Origin of the sequence: Streptomyces sp. NPDC055955 (genome assembly GCF_042270245.1) — a bacterium.
Classification (GTDB): Bacteria; Actinomycetota; Actinomycetes; order Streptomycetales; family Streptomycetaceae; genus Streptomyces.
This window is the reverse complement of record NZ_JBHJYS010000037.1, coordinates 45,499-60,776: the sequence shown is the minus strand read 5'-3', so window position 1 is coordinate 60,776 and position 15,278 is coordinate 45,499. Positions and strand designations below refer to the sequence as shown.

The following is a 15,278-nucleotide window of genomic DNA, read 5'->3' as shown; positions in this document are numbered from 1 at the left end:
GGTGAGCCCGTACCGGCCCATCCCCGCCTCCGATCCGCACCCCCTCCCCTGCCCGAGCCCTCACCCCCTCTGGAGGCACAGGTGGCTCCCCCCGCCGAAGTCCTCACCGTCCGCGGACTCAGCAAGTCGTTCCCCGGTGTCCGGGCCCTGGACGGCGTGGACCTCGCGCTGCACGCCGGTGAGGTCCACGCCCTGATCGGCGAGAACGGCGCCGGTAAGTCGACGCTCATCAAGGTGCTCACCGGTGTGTACCGGCCCGACGCGGGAGACATCACCTTCCAGGGCCGCCCGGTCTCCTTCGCCACGCCGCTGGAGGCCCAGCACGCGGGCATCTCCACGATCTACCAAGAGGTCAACCTCATCCCGCTGTTGAGCGTGGCCCGCAACCTCTTCCTGGGGCGCGAGCCGCGCAACCGCTTCGGGCTGCTCGACTTCGGCCGCATGCACCGCGAGGCCGAGGAGACGCTGCACGCGTACGGGGTGCGGGTGGACGTCCGGCAGCCGCTGCGCACGCTGGGCGTCGGCGCTCAGCAGATGGTGGCGCTGGCCCGGGCCGTCGCCACCGACGCGCGCGTGGTCATCATGGACGAGCCGACCTCCTCACTCGAACCGCGCGAGGTGGAGACCCTGTTCGAGGTGATCCGCCGGCTGCGCGCCGACGGTATCGCCGTCATCTACGTCAGCCACCGGCTCGACGAGCTGTACGCGATGTGCGACACGGTGACGGTGCTGCGGGACGGCTGCCGCGTGCACACCGGACCGCTCGCCGAGCTGGACCGGCTCACCCTGGTGTCCACGATGCTGGGCCGGGACATGGGTGAGGTGCGCAGCGAAGGCGTCACCAAGTTCACCGGCGATCACCATGCCGCGCAGTCCGAACCCGTGCTGCGCGCAACAGATCTGACGGTTCCTCACAAACTGCTCGGCGTCTCGCTCGACATCCGTCCCGGCGAGGTCGTCGGTCTGGGCGGGCTGCTCGGGTCGGGGCGCACGGAGACCGCGAAGGCGATCTCCGGCGCTCTGGCGTCGAAGGCGGGCAGTGTCACCGTGGCGGGTGTGCCGCTGCGCGCGGGATCCACGCCGGCCGCCATCCGTGCCGGCATCAGCCTGCTGCCCGAGGACCGCAAGAGCGAGGGGATCGTCCCCGGGCTCTCCGTCCGCGAGAACATCGCGCTGGCCGCACTGCCGAGGCTCTCCCGCTTCGGGCTGGTCTCCGAGGCCCAGGTCGACAAGATCGTGGACACCTTCGTCAAGAGGCTCCGCATCAAGGCCTCCTCCCCGCGCCAGAAGGTCGGCGAGCTGTCCGGAGGCAATCAGCAGAAGGTGCTCCTTGCCCGCTGGCTGGCGATGAACCCGAAGGTGCTGCTGCTGGACGAGCCCACGCGCGGTATCGACGTGGGCGCCAAGGCCGAGGTGCAGAAGCTGGTCGACGAACTGGCCGAGGACGGTCTCGGTGTTCTGCTCATCTCCTCCGACCTGGAGGAACTCATCGAAGGGTCCGACCGCGTGGTGGTGCTGAAGGACGGCGCGGTCGTCGGCGAACTGACCGGCGACGACGTCACGGAGGACAAGTTGATGCAGACCATCGCGGCGGGCAGCCCCGCCCCCGGCGCCGCCGGGGAGGTGACCCGCCATGGCTGAGGCCGCGATCCGGCCGGCCGCCCTCGACCGCGCCCGCGTCCTGCAGTGGATGCAGACGTACGGCGTGTACGCGGGCGTGGCCGTGCTGCTCGTCGTCAATGTCGCCGTGACCCCGCACTTCCTGTCCGCCGAGAACTTCCGGACCCAGGCCGTGCAGGTCGCGCCCGTGATCATCGTCGCGCTCGGGATGGCCCTGGCCATCGGCACCGAGGGCATCGACCTGTCCGTGGGCGCCGTCATGGCGCTGGCCGCCTCGGTCACGGCCCTCTATCTGGGCTACGGGCTCGTGCCGGCCCTGCTCACGGTGGCCGTGTTCGCCGCCGCGGTGGGCCTGGCCAACGGGGCGCTGGTCGCCTGGGTCGGCGTCCAGCCGATCGTGGCCACGCTCGCCCTCATGGTCGGCGGCCGCGGCATCGCCCTGGTGCTGCTGCCGCAGCTCAAGGACCTGCACAACCCGGCGCTCGCGTCGCTCGGTTCGGGTGACGTCCTCGGCATCCCGTACCTCATCGTCATCGCCGCCGCGCTCGCGCTGCTGGTGGCCTTCGTCATCCGGCGCACCACCTTCGGGCGGCAGTTGCTCGCCATCGGCGACAACCGTGCGGCGGCGAAGCTCGCGGGACTGCCGGTGCGCCGGGTCCTGATGCTCGTCTACGTGGCGTGCGCGCTCCTCGCCGCTGTCGCGGGTGTCCTCGCGACCGCGCGGCTCCAGGCCAGCGATCCCACGTCGCTGGGCAATCTGATGGAGCTGTCCGCGATCACCGCGGTGGTGGTCGGCGGCACCCCCCTGAGCGGCGGCAGGGTCAACATCGCCGGAACGGTGGCGGGCGCCGTCCTCATCCAGCTGCTCACCGCCACCCTCATCAAGCACGATCTGCCGCCTTCGTGGACGCAGATCGCGCAGGCCATCGTGATCGTGCTGGCGGTGTACGCGGCGCGCGGACGGGGGAAGCGATGACGGCGACCAGGACGAAGACGGAAGAGGCCGTGGACCGTACGGAGAAAGAACTCCTCGACGCCGCCGAGCCCGTCGGCAGCAGTCGCTCCGAGCGGCTGAGCGCGCTGGTCCAGCAGCACGGCGCGCTGGCGGTCCTCGTGATCGTGTCGGCGGTGGCGTCACTGAGCTTCGACTCGTTCGCCACCGGGGACAACGTGTCCAACATGGCGACGAGTTCGGCGTTCCTGGCGGTCGTCGCGCTCGGCATGACGTTCGTCATCATCACCGGCGGCATCGACCTGTCCGTCGGCTCGCTCTTCGCTCTGGGCGGGGTACTGGCCGCCTGGGGTTCGCAGTACGGCACCGTGGTGGCGCTCCTGCTGCCGATGGCGGTCTGCGGTCTCATCGGTGTGGTCAACGGCCTGCTGATCGCCCGCTCACGGCTCGCTCCCTTCATCGTCACGCTGGCCGCGATGCTGGGCGCGCGCGGCCTGATGCTGTCCCTGACCGACGAGGGCGCCGACACCTATCTCGTCGCCAAGGGTTCGTTCCTCGCGGAGCTCGGCCAGGGCACGGCCCTCGGCCTCGGCAACCCCGTGTGGATCACCCTGGTCCTGTTCGTGGCGGGCGCGATGGTCCTGCGCCGCAGCCGCTTCGGCCAGCATGTCTACGCGGTCGGCGGCAACGAGGACGCGGCCGCCCTCATGGGTGCGCCCGTGGCCCGTACCAAGATCATTGTCTATACGCTGTCCGGCGTCCTGGCGGGCCTGGCCGGCGCGCTCAACGCCGCCTGGCTGGCCTCCGGTGTCACGATTCTCGGCAACGGCATGGAGCTGGAGGCCATTTCCGCGGTCGTCATCGGCGGCACCCTGCTGACCGGCGGCCTCGGCTACGTCAGCGGCTCCCTGGTGGGCGTGCTGCTCCTGAAGGTCATCCAGAACGTCATCAACCAGATCGGCTCGCTCGACTCCTCCTACCAGCAGGTCGTCAGCGGCGCGTTCCTGGCGGTCGTGGTCATCGCGCAGACGTGGCTCGGCCGCAGGCGGCAGTTGTTGTGACCGACGGGCACCGAGCCCTCACCCCGTGGTACCCAGCGGGCGGGCCCGCGCGATCAGGAGGGCCACGTCGTCGTGGTCGTCCTGATCGCGCAGTGCGACCAGGAGGTGGTCGCAGACGTCGTCCAGGGACCCCTGCGGTTCGGAGAGCAGGTCGAGCAGGGTGTTGATGCGGGCGTCTATGGCGTCGGAGCGCGTCTCGATCAACCCGTCGGTGTAGAGCACGAGTTGGTCGCCGCACTCCATCTTCACCGTCGTCTCCTGGAAGGCGATGTCGCCCACGCCGAGGGGTGTTCCCGAGGGCAGGTCGAGGAGTTCGGGGCGCCCGCCCGGTCTGACCAGGATGGGCGGCAGGTGGCCCGCGACGGCGATGCGGCACTCGCCGCTGTGCGGGTCGTACACGGTGTAGATGCACGTGGCGAACGCGGGGTCCAGTTCGGCGGCGGTGTGGTCGAGATGGCGGAGCACCTCGGCCGGCGCGAGGTCGAGGTCGGCCAGCGTGCGGGTGGCGGTGCGCAGTTGGCCCATGGTGGCGGCGGCGTTGATGCCGCTGCCCATGACGTCGCCGATGACGAGGGCGGTCTTGTCCCCGGCCACCGGGATGGTGTCGAACCAGTCGCCGCCGATCTCGCTGGCCGACTGGGCGGGCTGGTAGCGGTAGGCGATCTCCAGGCCGGGCCTGCGCGGCGGCCTGGGCGGGAGCAGGTGGCGCTGGAGGGTGAGAGCGGTGCGGCGTTCGCTCTGGTACGAACGGGCGTTGTCGATGGCGACCGCCGCGCGGGCGGCCAGTTCGCCGGCCAGGACCACATCGTCCTCGTCGAACGGCAACTCGTTCCTGGCGCGTCCCAGGTCGAGCGCGCCCAGCACTTCACCGCGCGCGATGAGCGGCACCGCCAGATAGGAGTGCAGTCCCGCGCGGGACAGGACCCGGGCGGACTCCGGATCGGGCGCGATGCGCTCCAGATCCGTTTCGCTCACGTGCTGCACCAGCACCGGGCGCCCCGAGGTCACGCACTGCGTGATGTACCGGTCGGCCTCGTAGCTCGCGATCTGCCCAGGGGTGTCGGCGGCGTGGAGCGCGTTGGTGGAGTAGGCCGCGGTCACCGCCAGCGCCCGGAACAGAGCCGGCCCCCCGGCGGCCGGGGTGGTCTGGCGTCGGCCCTGGAGCACGGCGTCGAGGATGTCGACCGCCGCCACGTCGGCCAGCTCGGAGACGACCACCGACGCCAGTTCGTGCGCGGTCTGCTCGACGTCCAGGGTGGTGCCCACGGTCGTCGACGCGTCGGCGATGACGGCCAGGCGCCGGCGAGCCCGGGCGGCTTCCTTCGAGGCCCGGTGCTGTTCGCTCACGTCCACGACGGAGATCGCCAGGCCGAGCACCCGGCCGGCCGGGTCGTCCAGCCGGTAGTAGGACACCGACCAGGCGTGCTCCGCATCGGCGGCGCCGCCGGGGCGGCCGACGGTGAATTCGTTGAGGAGCGGCGTGCCGGTCGCCAGGACCTGGCGCATCGTGGACGTGATCGCCTCGGTGTCCAGGAACGGCAGGACCTCGCCGACGCAGCGGCCGATGTGCTGCTCGGCGGGCAGAGCGTTGATGCGTTCCAGCGCGGGGTTGACCATCACGTAGCGCAGGTTCGTGTCCAGGACCGCGAGCCCGATGGGTGACTGGGCCACGAGTTGCACGGACAGTGCGAGGTCCCTCTCGACGCTGCGCAGGAGCGCACGGTCGCTGGCGATGCCCAGGGCGTAGACGTCTCCCAGCTCGTCGTGGAGCCGCATGTTGCGGAACTCCACCAGGCGGGTGCTGCCGTCCTTGTGGCGCACGGGGAAGACGCCTGCCCAGCTCCGGCCGCTCTCCATGACCTCGGCGAACAGGCCGATGACGAGTTCGACGTTCTCCGGGGCGACCAGGAGCTGAGCGGCCCGCTGCCCGAGCGCCTCCTCGGCGGTGAACCCGAACAGTTCCTCTGCCTGGGGGCTCCACAGGCTGATCCGGCCCTGGGCGTCGACCATCACCGCGGCAACCGCCAGGGCGTCCAGAAGGCCGCCGGGCTCGGACACGGTGCCCGCCGTCAGGCCCGTCCGCGACGAACCGATCGCATCCATCCAGACACCTCCCCAGAATCGCCGGGGTCCGAGGGACGGCTGAAGAAGATCAACTCGGTTCGGGATGTCATCGACTCCATCGAGGACGAGTATGTTGTCAGCCGGAGCCCCGGCGTGTGGTGCGGTCCAGATTCTCGGCCATGCTGCCTCCAGACTCCCCACGGCATTTTATGCCCCTTTCCCGGGGAAGGTCATGTTCGCTTCCTCCACTGCTGGTGGGCCGCGCCCACGCGGGGCCGGTGGGTCTATCGGGCGCCGATCATCGCCAGGCTGTCGACCGCCGCGGGGGACAGCTGTGATTCCCGCAAGCCGGACAGAGACATCCAGGTGACGGCGCTCGTGGAGTCGTCCGCCTTGGTCACCACGAGTGGGCCCGGCTCGACGTCGACGCGGTAGAAGAGCCCCACCAGATGCCAGTCGATGCCGAGCCGGTGAGCGGTGTACGACCGCGCGTCGACCAGCCGGGCGTCCAGGAGTTCCAGACCCGTCTCCTCGTACAGTTCGCGCCCCAGCGTCTCGTGCGGCTGCTCCCCCGGGTCGATCCCTCCACCGGGCAGGTGCCACAGGCCGGGCTCGAAGACCGGTGAGCTGTCCGCGAGTTGGGTCAGCAGTAACTGATCCTCCACGACAGCGATCGCATACGCCGAGACTCGCGTACGCATCTGACCTCCCTGGTTGCACCACTGAGGACATCACCGTCTCCGATGACGGCCGATGCAGGGGAACAACCTATCGATCACGGAGCCCGCGCGGTCAGGAATCACGCCGAACCCACAGAGCCCGCACGGCGCGTCAACGTGACACGCCGATCGACCACGTGCGGGTGCCCTGTGCCGCCATGGCAGAACATGGCACATCCCGGCTCGTTGAGGTACCCGAGGACGTCTTCGGGTTCCTGTCGTGGCGACGGCAACCGGTGCACACCCTGAGGGCGGGTCTCCATCACGGCCCCCTCCGCGCCCCACCGGGTACGGAGGGGGCCTTCCTCTTCGTCCCGCCCGGTGGGGCGGCACAGAGGGCGGCACAGGGGGCATCAGCCGATCGGACGACCCCGATGTCGTCCGTAGGGGTCCGCAGCCGCAGACGGCAGGCCGACCGGTGAGGGCGTGACACGGCCGGAGAATGGACTCCGGAACGGAGACCGGAGGCGCCCCGTTCCTTCCCTACGGACCTGGAGCATCGAGATGCACGAGCGCGACCGCCGACTCCTGGAGGCCGCCCGGCGCGGTGACACCGCCGAGGTGCGCGCAGCCCTCCACGCCGGGGCCTCGGTGGAGACCCGCGACGAGGAACTGCGCACCCCGCTGCTCCTTGCCGCTCTGAACGATCACGTCCAGGCCGCGCGGGTCCTGGTCTCGGCCGGAGCCGACCCCGACGCACAGGACCGGCGGCACGACAGCCCGTGGCTCGTCACCGGCGTGACCGGCAGCGTAGCGATGATGCGCGTCCTCCTCCCGGCGGGCCCGGACCTCACTCTGCGTAACCGCTACGGCGGCATCTCGGTGATCCCCGCCAGCGAGCGCGGCCACGTCGCCTACGTGAGGGCGGTGCTCCGGGAGACGGACATCGACGTCGACCACGTCAACGATCTCGGATGGACCGCGCTCCTGGAAGCCGTGATCCTGGGCGACGGGGGCCGCGCGCACCAGGAGATCGTGGAGCTGCTGCTCGCGGCGGGGGCTCGCCCGGAACTCGCGGACGCGGACGGCGTCACGGCCCTGGAACACGCGGAACGCCGTGGCTTCGACGCGCTCGCGGCGCTGCTCCAGGCGGCGGCATGACGGCCCGCGCGCGCGGTGTGCTCGGGGCCATCGCCGTCGTCCTCCTCGCGGCGGGGTGCACGGCGACCGGCGCCACCGGCTCCACCGCGTCCTCGCCCCCGGCTGCCGCCGTCACACCCTCGGCGCCGGCGCCCGCGCGCACCGCCCAAGGCACCCTGCTGGTGGCCGACTTCGGCAGCGACACGGTCACGTTCGTGGACCCGGAGCGCGGCACACTCGACTCGGTGAAGGTGGGCATGGCACCGTACGGGCTCGTCGTCGGCAAAGACGGCCGGGCCTGGGTGGCGACGGCCCAAGGGGTGGCCGTCGTGGACACCGGGACGCGCGAGAAGGTCGGCCGCATCCCGTACACGACGGAAACCGGCCCCGCCACGACCGGCGAGTACCGCGGCGGCGGCATGGGCATCGCCCTCGCGCCCGACGGGAAGCGTGTCTACGTGGGCGTCAACGTCCCGGACAGATACGGGGTGTTGGAGGTCATCGACACGGCGACGCGGAAGGTCACGGGCACCGTACCGGTCGGCCGCCGTCCCTTCGATGTCGACGTGTCGCGGGACGGCGGCGAGGTGTACGCCACCGGCCACGACTCGTTCGACGTGACCGCCGTACGCGCCGACACGCTCGCCCCGCGTCGGTTCGAGGTCGCGCCGTACGGCACGCAGGGCGGACTCGGGTCGTGGCTGAAGCCGCACTACGCCGCCGTACGCGACGACGGGAAGCTCCTGCTGCCCTTCGAGGGCGAGAAGCTGGCCGTGCTCGACCCGCGCACCGGCAAGGTCGCGATCGAGCCGATGACCGCCGACACGCACCAGCACGGCGCCCTGCTCACCCCCGACGGCACCCTGCTCGCCGTCGGCACGGGACCGGTCGGCTCCGGGGACGACGACGCCTCACTGACGATCCGGACCGCCGACGGGAAGGAGCGCGTCGTCCCCCTCGACGGCCCGCACGAGGACGTCGCGGTGTCGCGCGACGGCCGCACCGCCTATGTCACCGGAGGCTTCACCCGGGACGGATTCTGGGACGGGATCACGGTCGTGGACCTGAAGAGCGGGGACACCCACCGGCTGCCCGCAGGTCATCGGCCGCTGGGGATCGCCGTACTGTGACCGGGCCCCGGCCCCCGCGCGCCCGGACCCGACCAGGGCCTCTTGTTCGGACCAGACCCCACGAGCCGCCTGATCCGAACGAATGGCGCTGGATGACGAGAGGCCCTAGATGCGGACCGGCAGCGCGATCGGGTAGGTGCCGTCGCCCGCGAATCCGACGCGCTGGACGGCGTGCCGGTCGACGGCCAGCTCGAGACCGTCCCTGCGCAGGAACAGCTCGTCGAGGATCACCTCGGTCTGGAGGTTGGCGAGAGCGGCACCGATGCAGCGGTGCGCGCCGTGCCCGTACGCGATGTGCCCGGCCCCGCGCGCCGCCTCGCGGGTGAGGTCGAGGCGCGTGGCGTCGTCGAAGGTTCCCGGGTCACGGTTGGCGGCGAGCAGGCCGCTCGTCACACCCTCCCCCCGGCGTACCAGGACACCGCCGAGTCGCACGTCCTCGGTTGCGTACAGGGTGGCCCCGACCCGCACCGCGGACACGTGCCGGAGCAGCTCCTGGACGGCGCGCGGCAGCAGGTCGCGCTCCGCCCGCAGCCGGGCCGCCTCCTGCGGATGGTCGAGGAGGGTGAGGACCGCGTCGGTGATGAAGAAGGCGGGTGGTGCGATCCCCGTGTTGATCAGCAGGAAGACGAGCGCGATCATCTCCTGGCGCGTGAGGCGCTGCCCCTCGGCCGCCGCCGCGCTGGAGCGCAGCAGATCGGAGACCAGGTCCTCCCTGGGCGCCGGGCCACGGAGATCGAGCAGTTCGCCGATGTAGCCGGCGAGGTGGTCGATGCCGGGCAGGAACCGGTCCGGCTCACCGGACTCGTAGTCCCTGATCCAGCCGCTCACCTTCGGCCGGTCGGCCGCGTCCACGCCGATGATCTCGCAGATGACGTCCGTCATGACCGGGTAGGCGAAGGCACTCAGGAGGTCGAACTGGTCGCCCTTCGCGGCGAGTTCACCCGTCACCTCCTGGACGATGCGCTCGATGCGCGGACGCAGCGCGGCGATCCGGCGTGGCGCGAAAGCCCGCATCACGTGCGTGCGCAGGCGGGTGTGCTCGGGCCCGTCGACCATCACGAGGATCTCCAGGTACTGCCGGTACTCCGGCGGCAGCCCGGCGTCGTCGAGCAGTTCCGCGCCCACACCTCCGCCCCGCGCACCGGGAACCTTCGCGAGATCGCGCACGAAGCGGGTGTCGCCGAGCGCCGCCTTCACCACGTTGTAGCCCGTGGCCAGCCACACGGGGGTCGCGGTCCCCGGGAGCTTCACCCGCACCAGCGGTACGCCGTGGCCGTGCGACGCCTCGTCGATCTGAGTGTGGGTCAGTTCCATGGGTGCGACGGCCGGATCGGTCATGTTCTCACTCCGTTTCGCGAGCACGTCTCCCCTGACGTGATCTCGGTCGTCAGCATCCAATAGAACATGGGTACGGGTAGGTTGCGTGACCAGTTCGTGACACGAGCGTGGGACTCGCGCTCAGCGGCCTGATGGGCCTCCGGAGAGCCGGTCGACGGCCCGGGACGTACTCGCCGACTTCCGCTGGGCGGCCTTCTGTTCGCGGGCGGCGTCCCGGACCCGTTCGGACGCCTCGTCCGCCGCCTCGGCAGCGGTGCGCCGCTCCTGCTCGGCCTCGCCGAGCTGAGCCGTCAGGAGTGCGACGCGTTCGTCCGCCGCGGACCGGCGGGCGGCGGCCCTCTCATGCTCCTCCTCGGCCCGGCGCACGTCGTCGTCCCGGCGGCTCGCCTCGGCCGCGGCCTCGGTGGCCGCCTTCATCGCCTCCTTGAGACGGGCCCGGCGCTTCGCCTCGGCGGCGTCGGGGGCCTCTTCACGCGCGGGGGCCGGGGTGGGCCTCTCCGTCTTTGCGTCCTTCTTCGACACCTGCGCCAAAGGCGACGTTCCGGGGAAGTCCGTGGACACGGCGGGGACCTTCGTGAGCCTGCCGGCGGCCCACTGCTCGGCGACCTCCGGGTCGGCCAGCACCGCCCGGAGGATCTGCTCGACCTCGTGCAGAACGCTCGGGCTCACCGGCTGGCCGGCCTGCCGGGCGAGGCCACCCGCCTGTCGCGCGAGGCCCGCGACCACCGCGTGCTGCTGGTGACCGAGGGTCCTGAACCGGTCAGGGTCGAGCGTACGGTGTGCTTCCCGCAGCGCCTCCGCGAGCTCGAGGAGCTGCCGCGCCTCCTCCTTCTGCCGCGCCAGCAGGTTCGACGCCCAGGCGGCGAGAGTCGGCTTGTGGAAGGCAGCGATCCGGCGCGCGGTGGCCGCGTCACCGGCGCGTTTCGCCGCGACGACCTGCGCGTTGCGCGCGGCCGTGAACTGCACGGGCGGCAGGCGGTAGAGCTCCTCGGCGACATCATCTGCATCCACGTGCCCACTCTGCCCTGCGGGCGGCGCAGCCGGCTGAGACGCGCCGGTCACCGTGACGCACCCGCCGCCGCGCCGTCGCGCCGTCGCGCCGAGCGCGGCGCGCGTGTCGCGTTCAGCGCGACGCCGGGGAGGCCATCACCGGCTCACCGGGGACCCGTTCCGCGCGGTCCGAGAACGCGGAGAGGGGCCGCCGGTTCGGCGAGCCGAAGAGGTGTCGGGACCGGGAGGGGAACCCGCGGGGGCAGGACCGGCAGTCGGCGGTGTCCCTCGTGCGGCAGGCTCAGGTACGGGGCGCGTGACGTACACAGCAGGCGTACCCGCCAACTCGTCGCCCTCTCGGCACAGTTGGTTGCCCGCGAGCCGTCGGTCCCGTGGTCAGTCAGCCGGGGAGTCCGCACGGCCGGCGAGACGGTCGCCCGCCTCCGTGCGCCGGTAGACCACGCGGCGCCCCACCCTCGTACCGACGACCATGTCCGCGTCGCGCAGGACGGCCAGGTGGCCGCCGACGGTGCCGAGCGACTGGCCCAGGTGCGCGGCGAGTTCGCTGCTGGTCGCGGGGCGTTCGAGTTCGTGGAGCAGGGCGGCCCGCCCCCTGCCGATCAGCCGGTCGAGAGCCTGCGGCGCTCGCGCCCGCCCGCTCCGCTCGGCCGTACCCCGGGCCGGGTACACCAGGGCGTACCGGTCGGGAGGCGCCTCGGCCAGCCACGTGCCGCTGGTCACGCACACGGGGACGAACAGCATTCCTCCCTCGCCGACGATGCAGTCGGGACCCGGCTGGTCGCTGAAGCGGATCGCGTCGGCGCCGACCCAGGCACTGCGCCGGTTCATGTACTGCAGAGCTCTGGGCCAGCCGTACGCGGCGAGCAGCCCCGCCCGGTACGTGACGTCCCGCTCCAACAGGGCGCGGCGGCGCGGCCAGTCCGGCGACACATGGGCCGTCCACACCTGCCGGAAGAGTTCAGCGGTCCGGGCTCCCCACCCGCGCCCGGTCAGCCACGCCAGGTCGTGCCGCTTCCAGCTGCGGGCCACCGCCGCGTCGAGGTCGGCGCGTATGTCGTCGTCACGGGCCCCGGCGACGGCCTTCAGTTCGTCGGCGAGCCTGGTGCGCATCCCGCCGGACGGCGGGCGGCTCAGGTACGCGGGAAGGTACTTGGTCGAGCAGATCAGCTCGACGAGGCCTCTGGCGAACCGGTCCGCGTCGAGCGCGGCGTGGAAAGCGTCGTGGTGGCGGGTGTACCAGGGGGTGAGCCATGGGTCGGAGCAGGGCCTCATCAGGACGCTCATCGACCCCAGCGTCTCGGCACCCGGCGACAGCGCGAACCGGGACTGTGACAGAGCCATCGAGCTCAACCGCAGCAGCACCATCTTTCGCCTCCTGCCGAAACGTTAGCGTGCGCGCCTTCGGCTCCCCACACTCGGGCCGGTGCGTTCCTCCCTCCTCCAACAGGCCGCGTTCCGCTCGTTCTTCGCGGGACGTCTGGTGTCCCTGCTCGGCAGCTCGATGGCTCCGGTGGCGCTCGCCTTCGCCGTCCTCGACGCCTCGGGCAGCGGTCACGACCTCGGTGTCGTGCTCGCCGCCCACATGCTGCCGCTGCTCGCGTTCCTGCTCGTGGGCGGCGCCGTCGCCGACCGGTTCCCGCGCCGGACCGTCCTGATGACCGCCCATCTGGGGGCGGCGGTCTCACAGGGCGCCGTCGCCGCGCTCCTGCTGACCGGGCACTACTCACTGCCGCTGGTGGCCGCCCTCGAGTTCCTCAACGGCGCGCTCGCCGCCTTCACCACCCCCGCGCTGCGCGGCGTCGTCCCCCAGCTCGTCGCCAAGTCCCTTCTGCGACAGGCGAATTCGCTCCTCGGATCGGCCCGCAACGCCACGAAGATCCTCGGCCCGAGCCTGTCGGGCGTGCTGGTGGTGACGGTCGGGAGCGGGCCCGCCATCGCCTTCGACGCGCTCACGTATGTCGTCGCGGCCGGATTCCTCGCACGGCTCCCCCTCACGGGCGCCACGGACACGTCACAGCGGAACACGGTGCCGGCCGACATCCGTGACGGCTGGAGCGCGTTCCGTGCGATCCGGTGGGTGTGGGTCGGCACGCTGTCCTTCTGCCTGCTGAACCTCGTCCAGACCGGTACGTGGCAGATCCTCGGCCCCCAGCTCACCCGGCAGCTCAGCGGCGAGACGACCTGGGGGTTCGTCCTGAGTGTGCGGGGCGTCGGCATGCTCGTGTCGAGCCTGCTGATGTACCGGCTGACGGTGCGGCATCTGCTGCGGTTCGGGCAGTTGGCAGGGGTGCTGGGCGCGCTGCCCCTGATCGCGCTGGGGGCGCGGGCGCACGCCCCGTGGCTGATCGCGGCGGCGTTCGTCGCGGGGCTCGGTTCCTCCGTCACCGCGGTCGCGTGGGACACCTCGCTCCAGGAGCACGTCCCCGCGCACGTGCTGTCGCGCGTCTCGTCCTACGACGACCTCTTGTCGTATGTCGCGGTTCCGGTCGGGCAGCTCTGCGTGGGCCCGCTGGCCGAGGCGTTCGGCGCGTTCCGGGTGGCCGTGGTCGCGGGCGCCGTCTCCGCCGCGGCGACGCTGCTCCCCCTGGCCTCCAGGGCCGTACGCCGACTGCCCCACGGCCGGCCCGACACCACCGCACCCGCCGCGGACTCCTGCTCGGCTGCCTGACGGCGTGCAGCATCATCGGCGGTCCGGAGGCCAGGTCCAGGGTCCGAAGCCCGACCCAGACGCCCGACGCCCCACGCCCCACGCCCGACGCCCCACGCCCGACGCCCGACGCCCGACGCCCGACGCCCCACGATCGTGGCGTCCCGGGGGCCGTTCAGACACCCTGTCCGTGAGGCGTCGACGGCGGCACTCCGTCGGGGTGCGCGTCGGCCCGGTCCGTCACGGGGTGGCCGTCGAGAAGCGGACGGAGCAGGTGGTGGGTGGGTACGCGTTCGATGACGAGGAGCGCGATGTCGTCGTTGAGCTGCCCGCCGGTGTGGGCGAGCAGATCACGGTGAATGTGGCGCAGCAGGGAGTCGGGGCCGCCGCCGGGAAGGAACGGGAAGGACGCGAGCCGATCGGCGAGCGGATAGAAGGCGCCGGCGGGCGAGCGTGCCTCGATGACTCCGTCGGTGTACAGGACGAGGAAGTCACCGGCCGTGAAGGTGAAGCGGTCGCTTCGAAGCGGGGGGACCGGCAGTTCACCCATGCCCAGAGGTGGCGCGGAGTCACGTGGCACCAGCGCCGTGACCCGGCGTTCGCTCACCATCAGTGGCGGGGGATGGCCGGCGGTGACCATCTCCGCGTGCGTGCCGTCGTCCGGGATGTCGAGCACGAGGGCGGTGACGAAGTGCTCTCCGGCGTCGTGTTCGGTGTCGGCGACCTCTTCGAGGTTCCGGGCGACGCTGTCGTCCATGGCCTCCATCAGGTCGGGCAGCAGAGCGTGGCGGTGAGCTCCCTCGCGGAACGCTCCGAGCACGACCGACGCCTCACCGATGGAGGCCAGGCCCTTCCCGCGTACGTCGCCGATGACCACACGGGTGCTGGGGTGAGCGGCGCGGGCGACCGCGAACAGGTCACCCCCGATCTTGGCCTCGTCCTCCGCCGCCAGGTACAGCCAGGCCACCCGCAGGGGACCGACCTTGCGGGGCGGAGGTCTGAGCAGCACCCGCTGCGCCGCCTCGGACACCGACCGCACCCGGTTCAGCTCCCGGATGCGCCGGTCCCGTGCGCGGGAGAAGAGCACGATCAGCGCGGAGAGGAAGGTGATGGCGACGATCTGCGAGATGTGGTTGGTCGTGGCCAGACCGCCGTGCAGTGCCCCTATCAGCACCTGCGCGCCCACGGCCAGGAGTCCCACCAGGGCGGTCAGCCAGGGGCCTGCGACGGAGGCGGTCAGGGCCGGGGCGATGACGAGCAGCGGGCCGAGGTGGACATCTGTCGGTGAGTGGATGTCCACCAGGACGATCACCACGATCAGACCGAGCGGAACAGCCACCAGACCGCGGCCCGATGGCCGCTGCACGACGCGATCCATCGACCATCGCCGGTATCTCACAGGGGAATTTTATACCCGTGTGACGTCGGCGCCCTGCCGTGCGAACGGCCCACCGGCGCCCACCCCACCCCCTTCGACCTGCACGTATACCGCGCGCACCGGACACACCCCTCCCTCCGGCGCGGTGCGCCACCCACGCGGTCCCACCACCGCCCGAAGAGGCACGGGCCGCCGCGCAGCGCACAAAAGGGAAGTAAAACTGCTCAGCTCAAACTGGACAGGCAAAACTGTCGAATCTACGGTGGGGGGATGAGCAA

General features: G+C 71.6%; 12 protein-coding genes. 6 read left to right on the top strand and 6 right to left on the bottom strand.

What is annotated here, in order from left to right; genetic code table 11:
• The first annotated feature begins 81 nt into the window (after positions 1-81).
• From ACFC96_RS43515 to ACFC96_RS43505, 3 genes are read left to right on the top strand one after another with little or no spacing between them, the layout of a single operon-like run.
• Complete coding sequence (locus ACFC96_RS43515) at positions 82-1,641, top strand: sugar ABC transporter ATP-binding protein (protein ID WP_376618074.1); 1,560 nt, start codon at positions 82-84, stop codon at positions 1,639-1,641.
• Complete coding sequence (locus ACFC96_RS43510; RefSeq protein WP_340459851.1) at positions 1,634-2,596, top strand: ABC transporter permease; 963 nt, start codon at positions 1,634-1,636, stop codon at positions 2,594-2,596. Before ACFC96_RS43515 ends, ACFC96_RS43510 begins: the two co-directional genes overlap by 8 nt.
• Complete coding sequence (locus ACFC96_RS43505) at positions 2,593-3,633, top strand: ABC transporter permease (RefSeq protein WP_376618072.1); 1,041 nt, start codon at positions 2,593-2,595, stop codon at positions 3,631-3,633. The genes ACFC96_RS43510 and ACFC96_RS43505 overlap by 4 nt, the downstream gene beginning before the upstream one ends.
• Positions 3,634-3,651: 18 nt before the next feature.
• Here ACFC96_RS43505 and ACFC96_RS43500 read toward each other — a convergent pair whose 3' ends face one another.
• Both ACFC96_RS43500 and ACFC96_RS43495 read right to left on the bottom strand, forming a co-directional pair.
• Positions 3,652-5,736, bottom strand: coding sequence for a SpoIIE family protein phosphatase (locus tag ACFC96_RS43500; protein ID WP_376618070.1), 2,085 nt, complete (start codon positions 5,734-5,736; stop codon positions 3,652-3,654).
• Positions 5,737-5,981: 245 nt separating this feature from the next.
• The gene (locus ACFC96_RS43495; RefSeq protein ID WP_376253687.1) at positions 5,982-6,398 is read right to left on the bottom strand and encodes an NUDIX domain-containing protein; all 417 of its coding nucleotides are present in this window, start codon (positions 6,396-6,398) and stop codon (positions 5,982-5,984) included.
• A gap of 522 nt (positions 6,399-6,920) precedes the next feature.
• On the opposite strand from ACFC96_RS43495, the gene ACFC96_RS43490 reads away from it, so the two are divergent.
• Both ACFC96_RS43490 and ACFC96_RS43485 read left to right on the top strand, forming a co-directional pair.
• Positions 6,921-7,517 carry an ankyrin repeat domain-containing protein gene (locus ACFC96_RS43490; protein WP_376618068.1) on the top strand — a complete coding sequence of 199 codons (597 nt, stop codon included), beginning with the start codon at positions 6,921-6,923 and terminating at the stop codon, positions 7,515-7,517.
• A complete protein-coding gene (locus tag ACFC96_RS43485) occupies positions 7,514-8,626 on the top strand; it encodes a YncE family protein (protein WP_376618066.1) in 1,113 nt (370 codons plus the stop codon). Before ACFC96_RS43490 ends, ACFC96_RS43485 begins: the two co-directional genes overlap by 4 nt.
• A 105-nt stretch (positions 8,627-8,731) precedes the next feature.
• Here the strand turns inward: ACFC96_RS43485 and ACFC96_RS43480 are convergent, their stop codons facing one another.
• The 3 genes from ACFC96_RS43480 to ACFC96_RS43470 form a co-directional block, all read right to left on the bottom strand.
• On the bottom strand, positions 8,732-9,964 hold the full coding sequence (locus ACFC96_RS43480) for a cytochrome P450 (protein ID WP_376618064.1): 1,233 nt from the start codon (positions 9,962-9,964) through the stop codon (positions 8,732-8,734).
• Between the two features lie 120 nt (positions 9,965-10,084).
• Positions 10,085-10,975, bottom strand: a complete 891-nt coding sequence (locus tag ACFC96_RS43475) for a hypothetical protein (RefSeq protein WP_376618062.1) — start codon at positions 10,973-10,975, stop codon at positions 10,085-10,087.
• 375 nt (positions 10,976-11,350) lie between these two features.
• Entirely contained in the window at positions 11,351-12,340 is a 990-nt protein-coding gene (locus ACFC96_RS43470; RefSeq protein ID WP_376618060.1) for a helix-turn-helix domain-containing protein, read from the bottom strand.
• 58 nt (positions 12,341-12,398) lie between these two features.
• Between ACFC96_RS43470 and ACFC96_RS43465 the strand changes: the two genes are divergently transcribed.
• The gene (locus ACFC96_RS43465; protein WP_376618058.1) at positions 12,399-13,643 is read left to right on the top strand and encodes an MFS transporter; all 1,245 of its coding nucleotides are present in this window, start codon (positions 12,399-12,401) and stop codon (positions 13,641-13,643) included.
• Between the two features lie 154 nt (positions 13,644-13,797).
• On the opposite strand, the gene ACFC96_RS43460 is transcribed toward ACFC96_RS43465, so the two are convergent.
• Positions 13,798-15,021 (bottom strand): PP2C family protein-serine/threonine phosphatase, encoded by a 1,224-nt coding sequence (locus ACFC96_RS43460; protein WP_376253670.1) that lies wholly within the window; start codon positions 15,019-15,021, stop codon positions 13,798-13,800.
• Positions 15,022-15,278 lie beyond the last annotated feature (257 nt).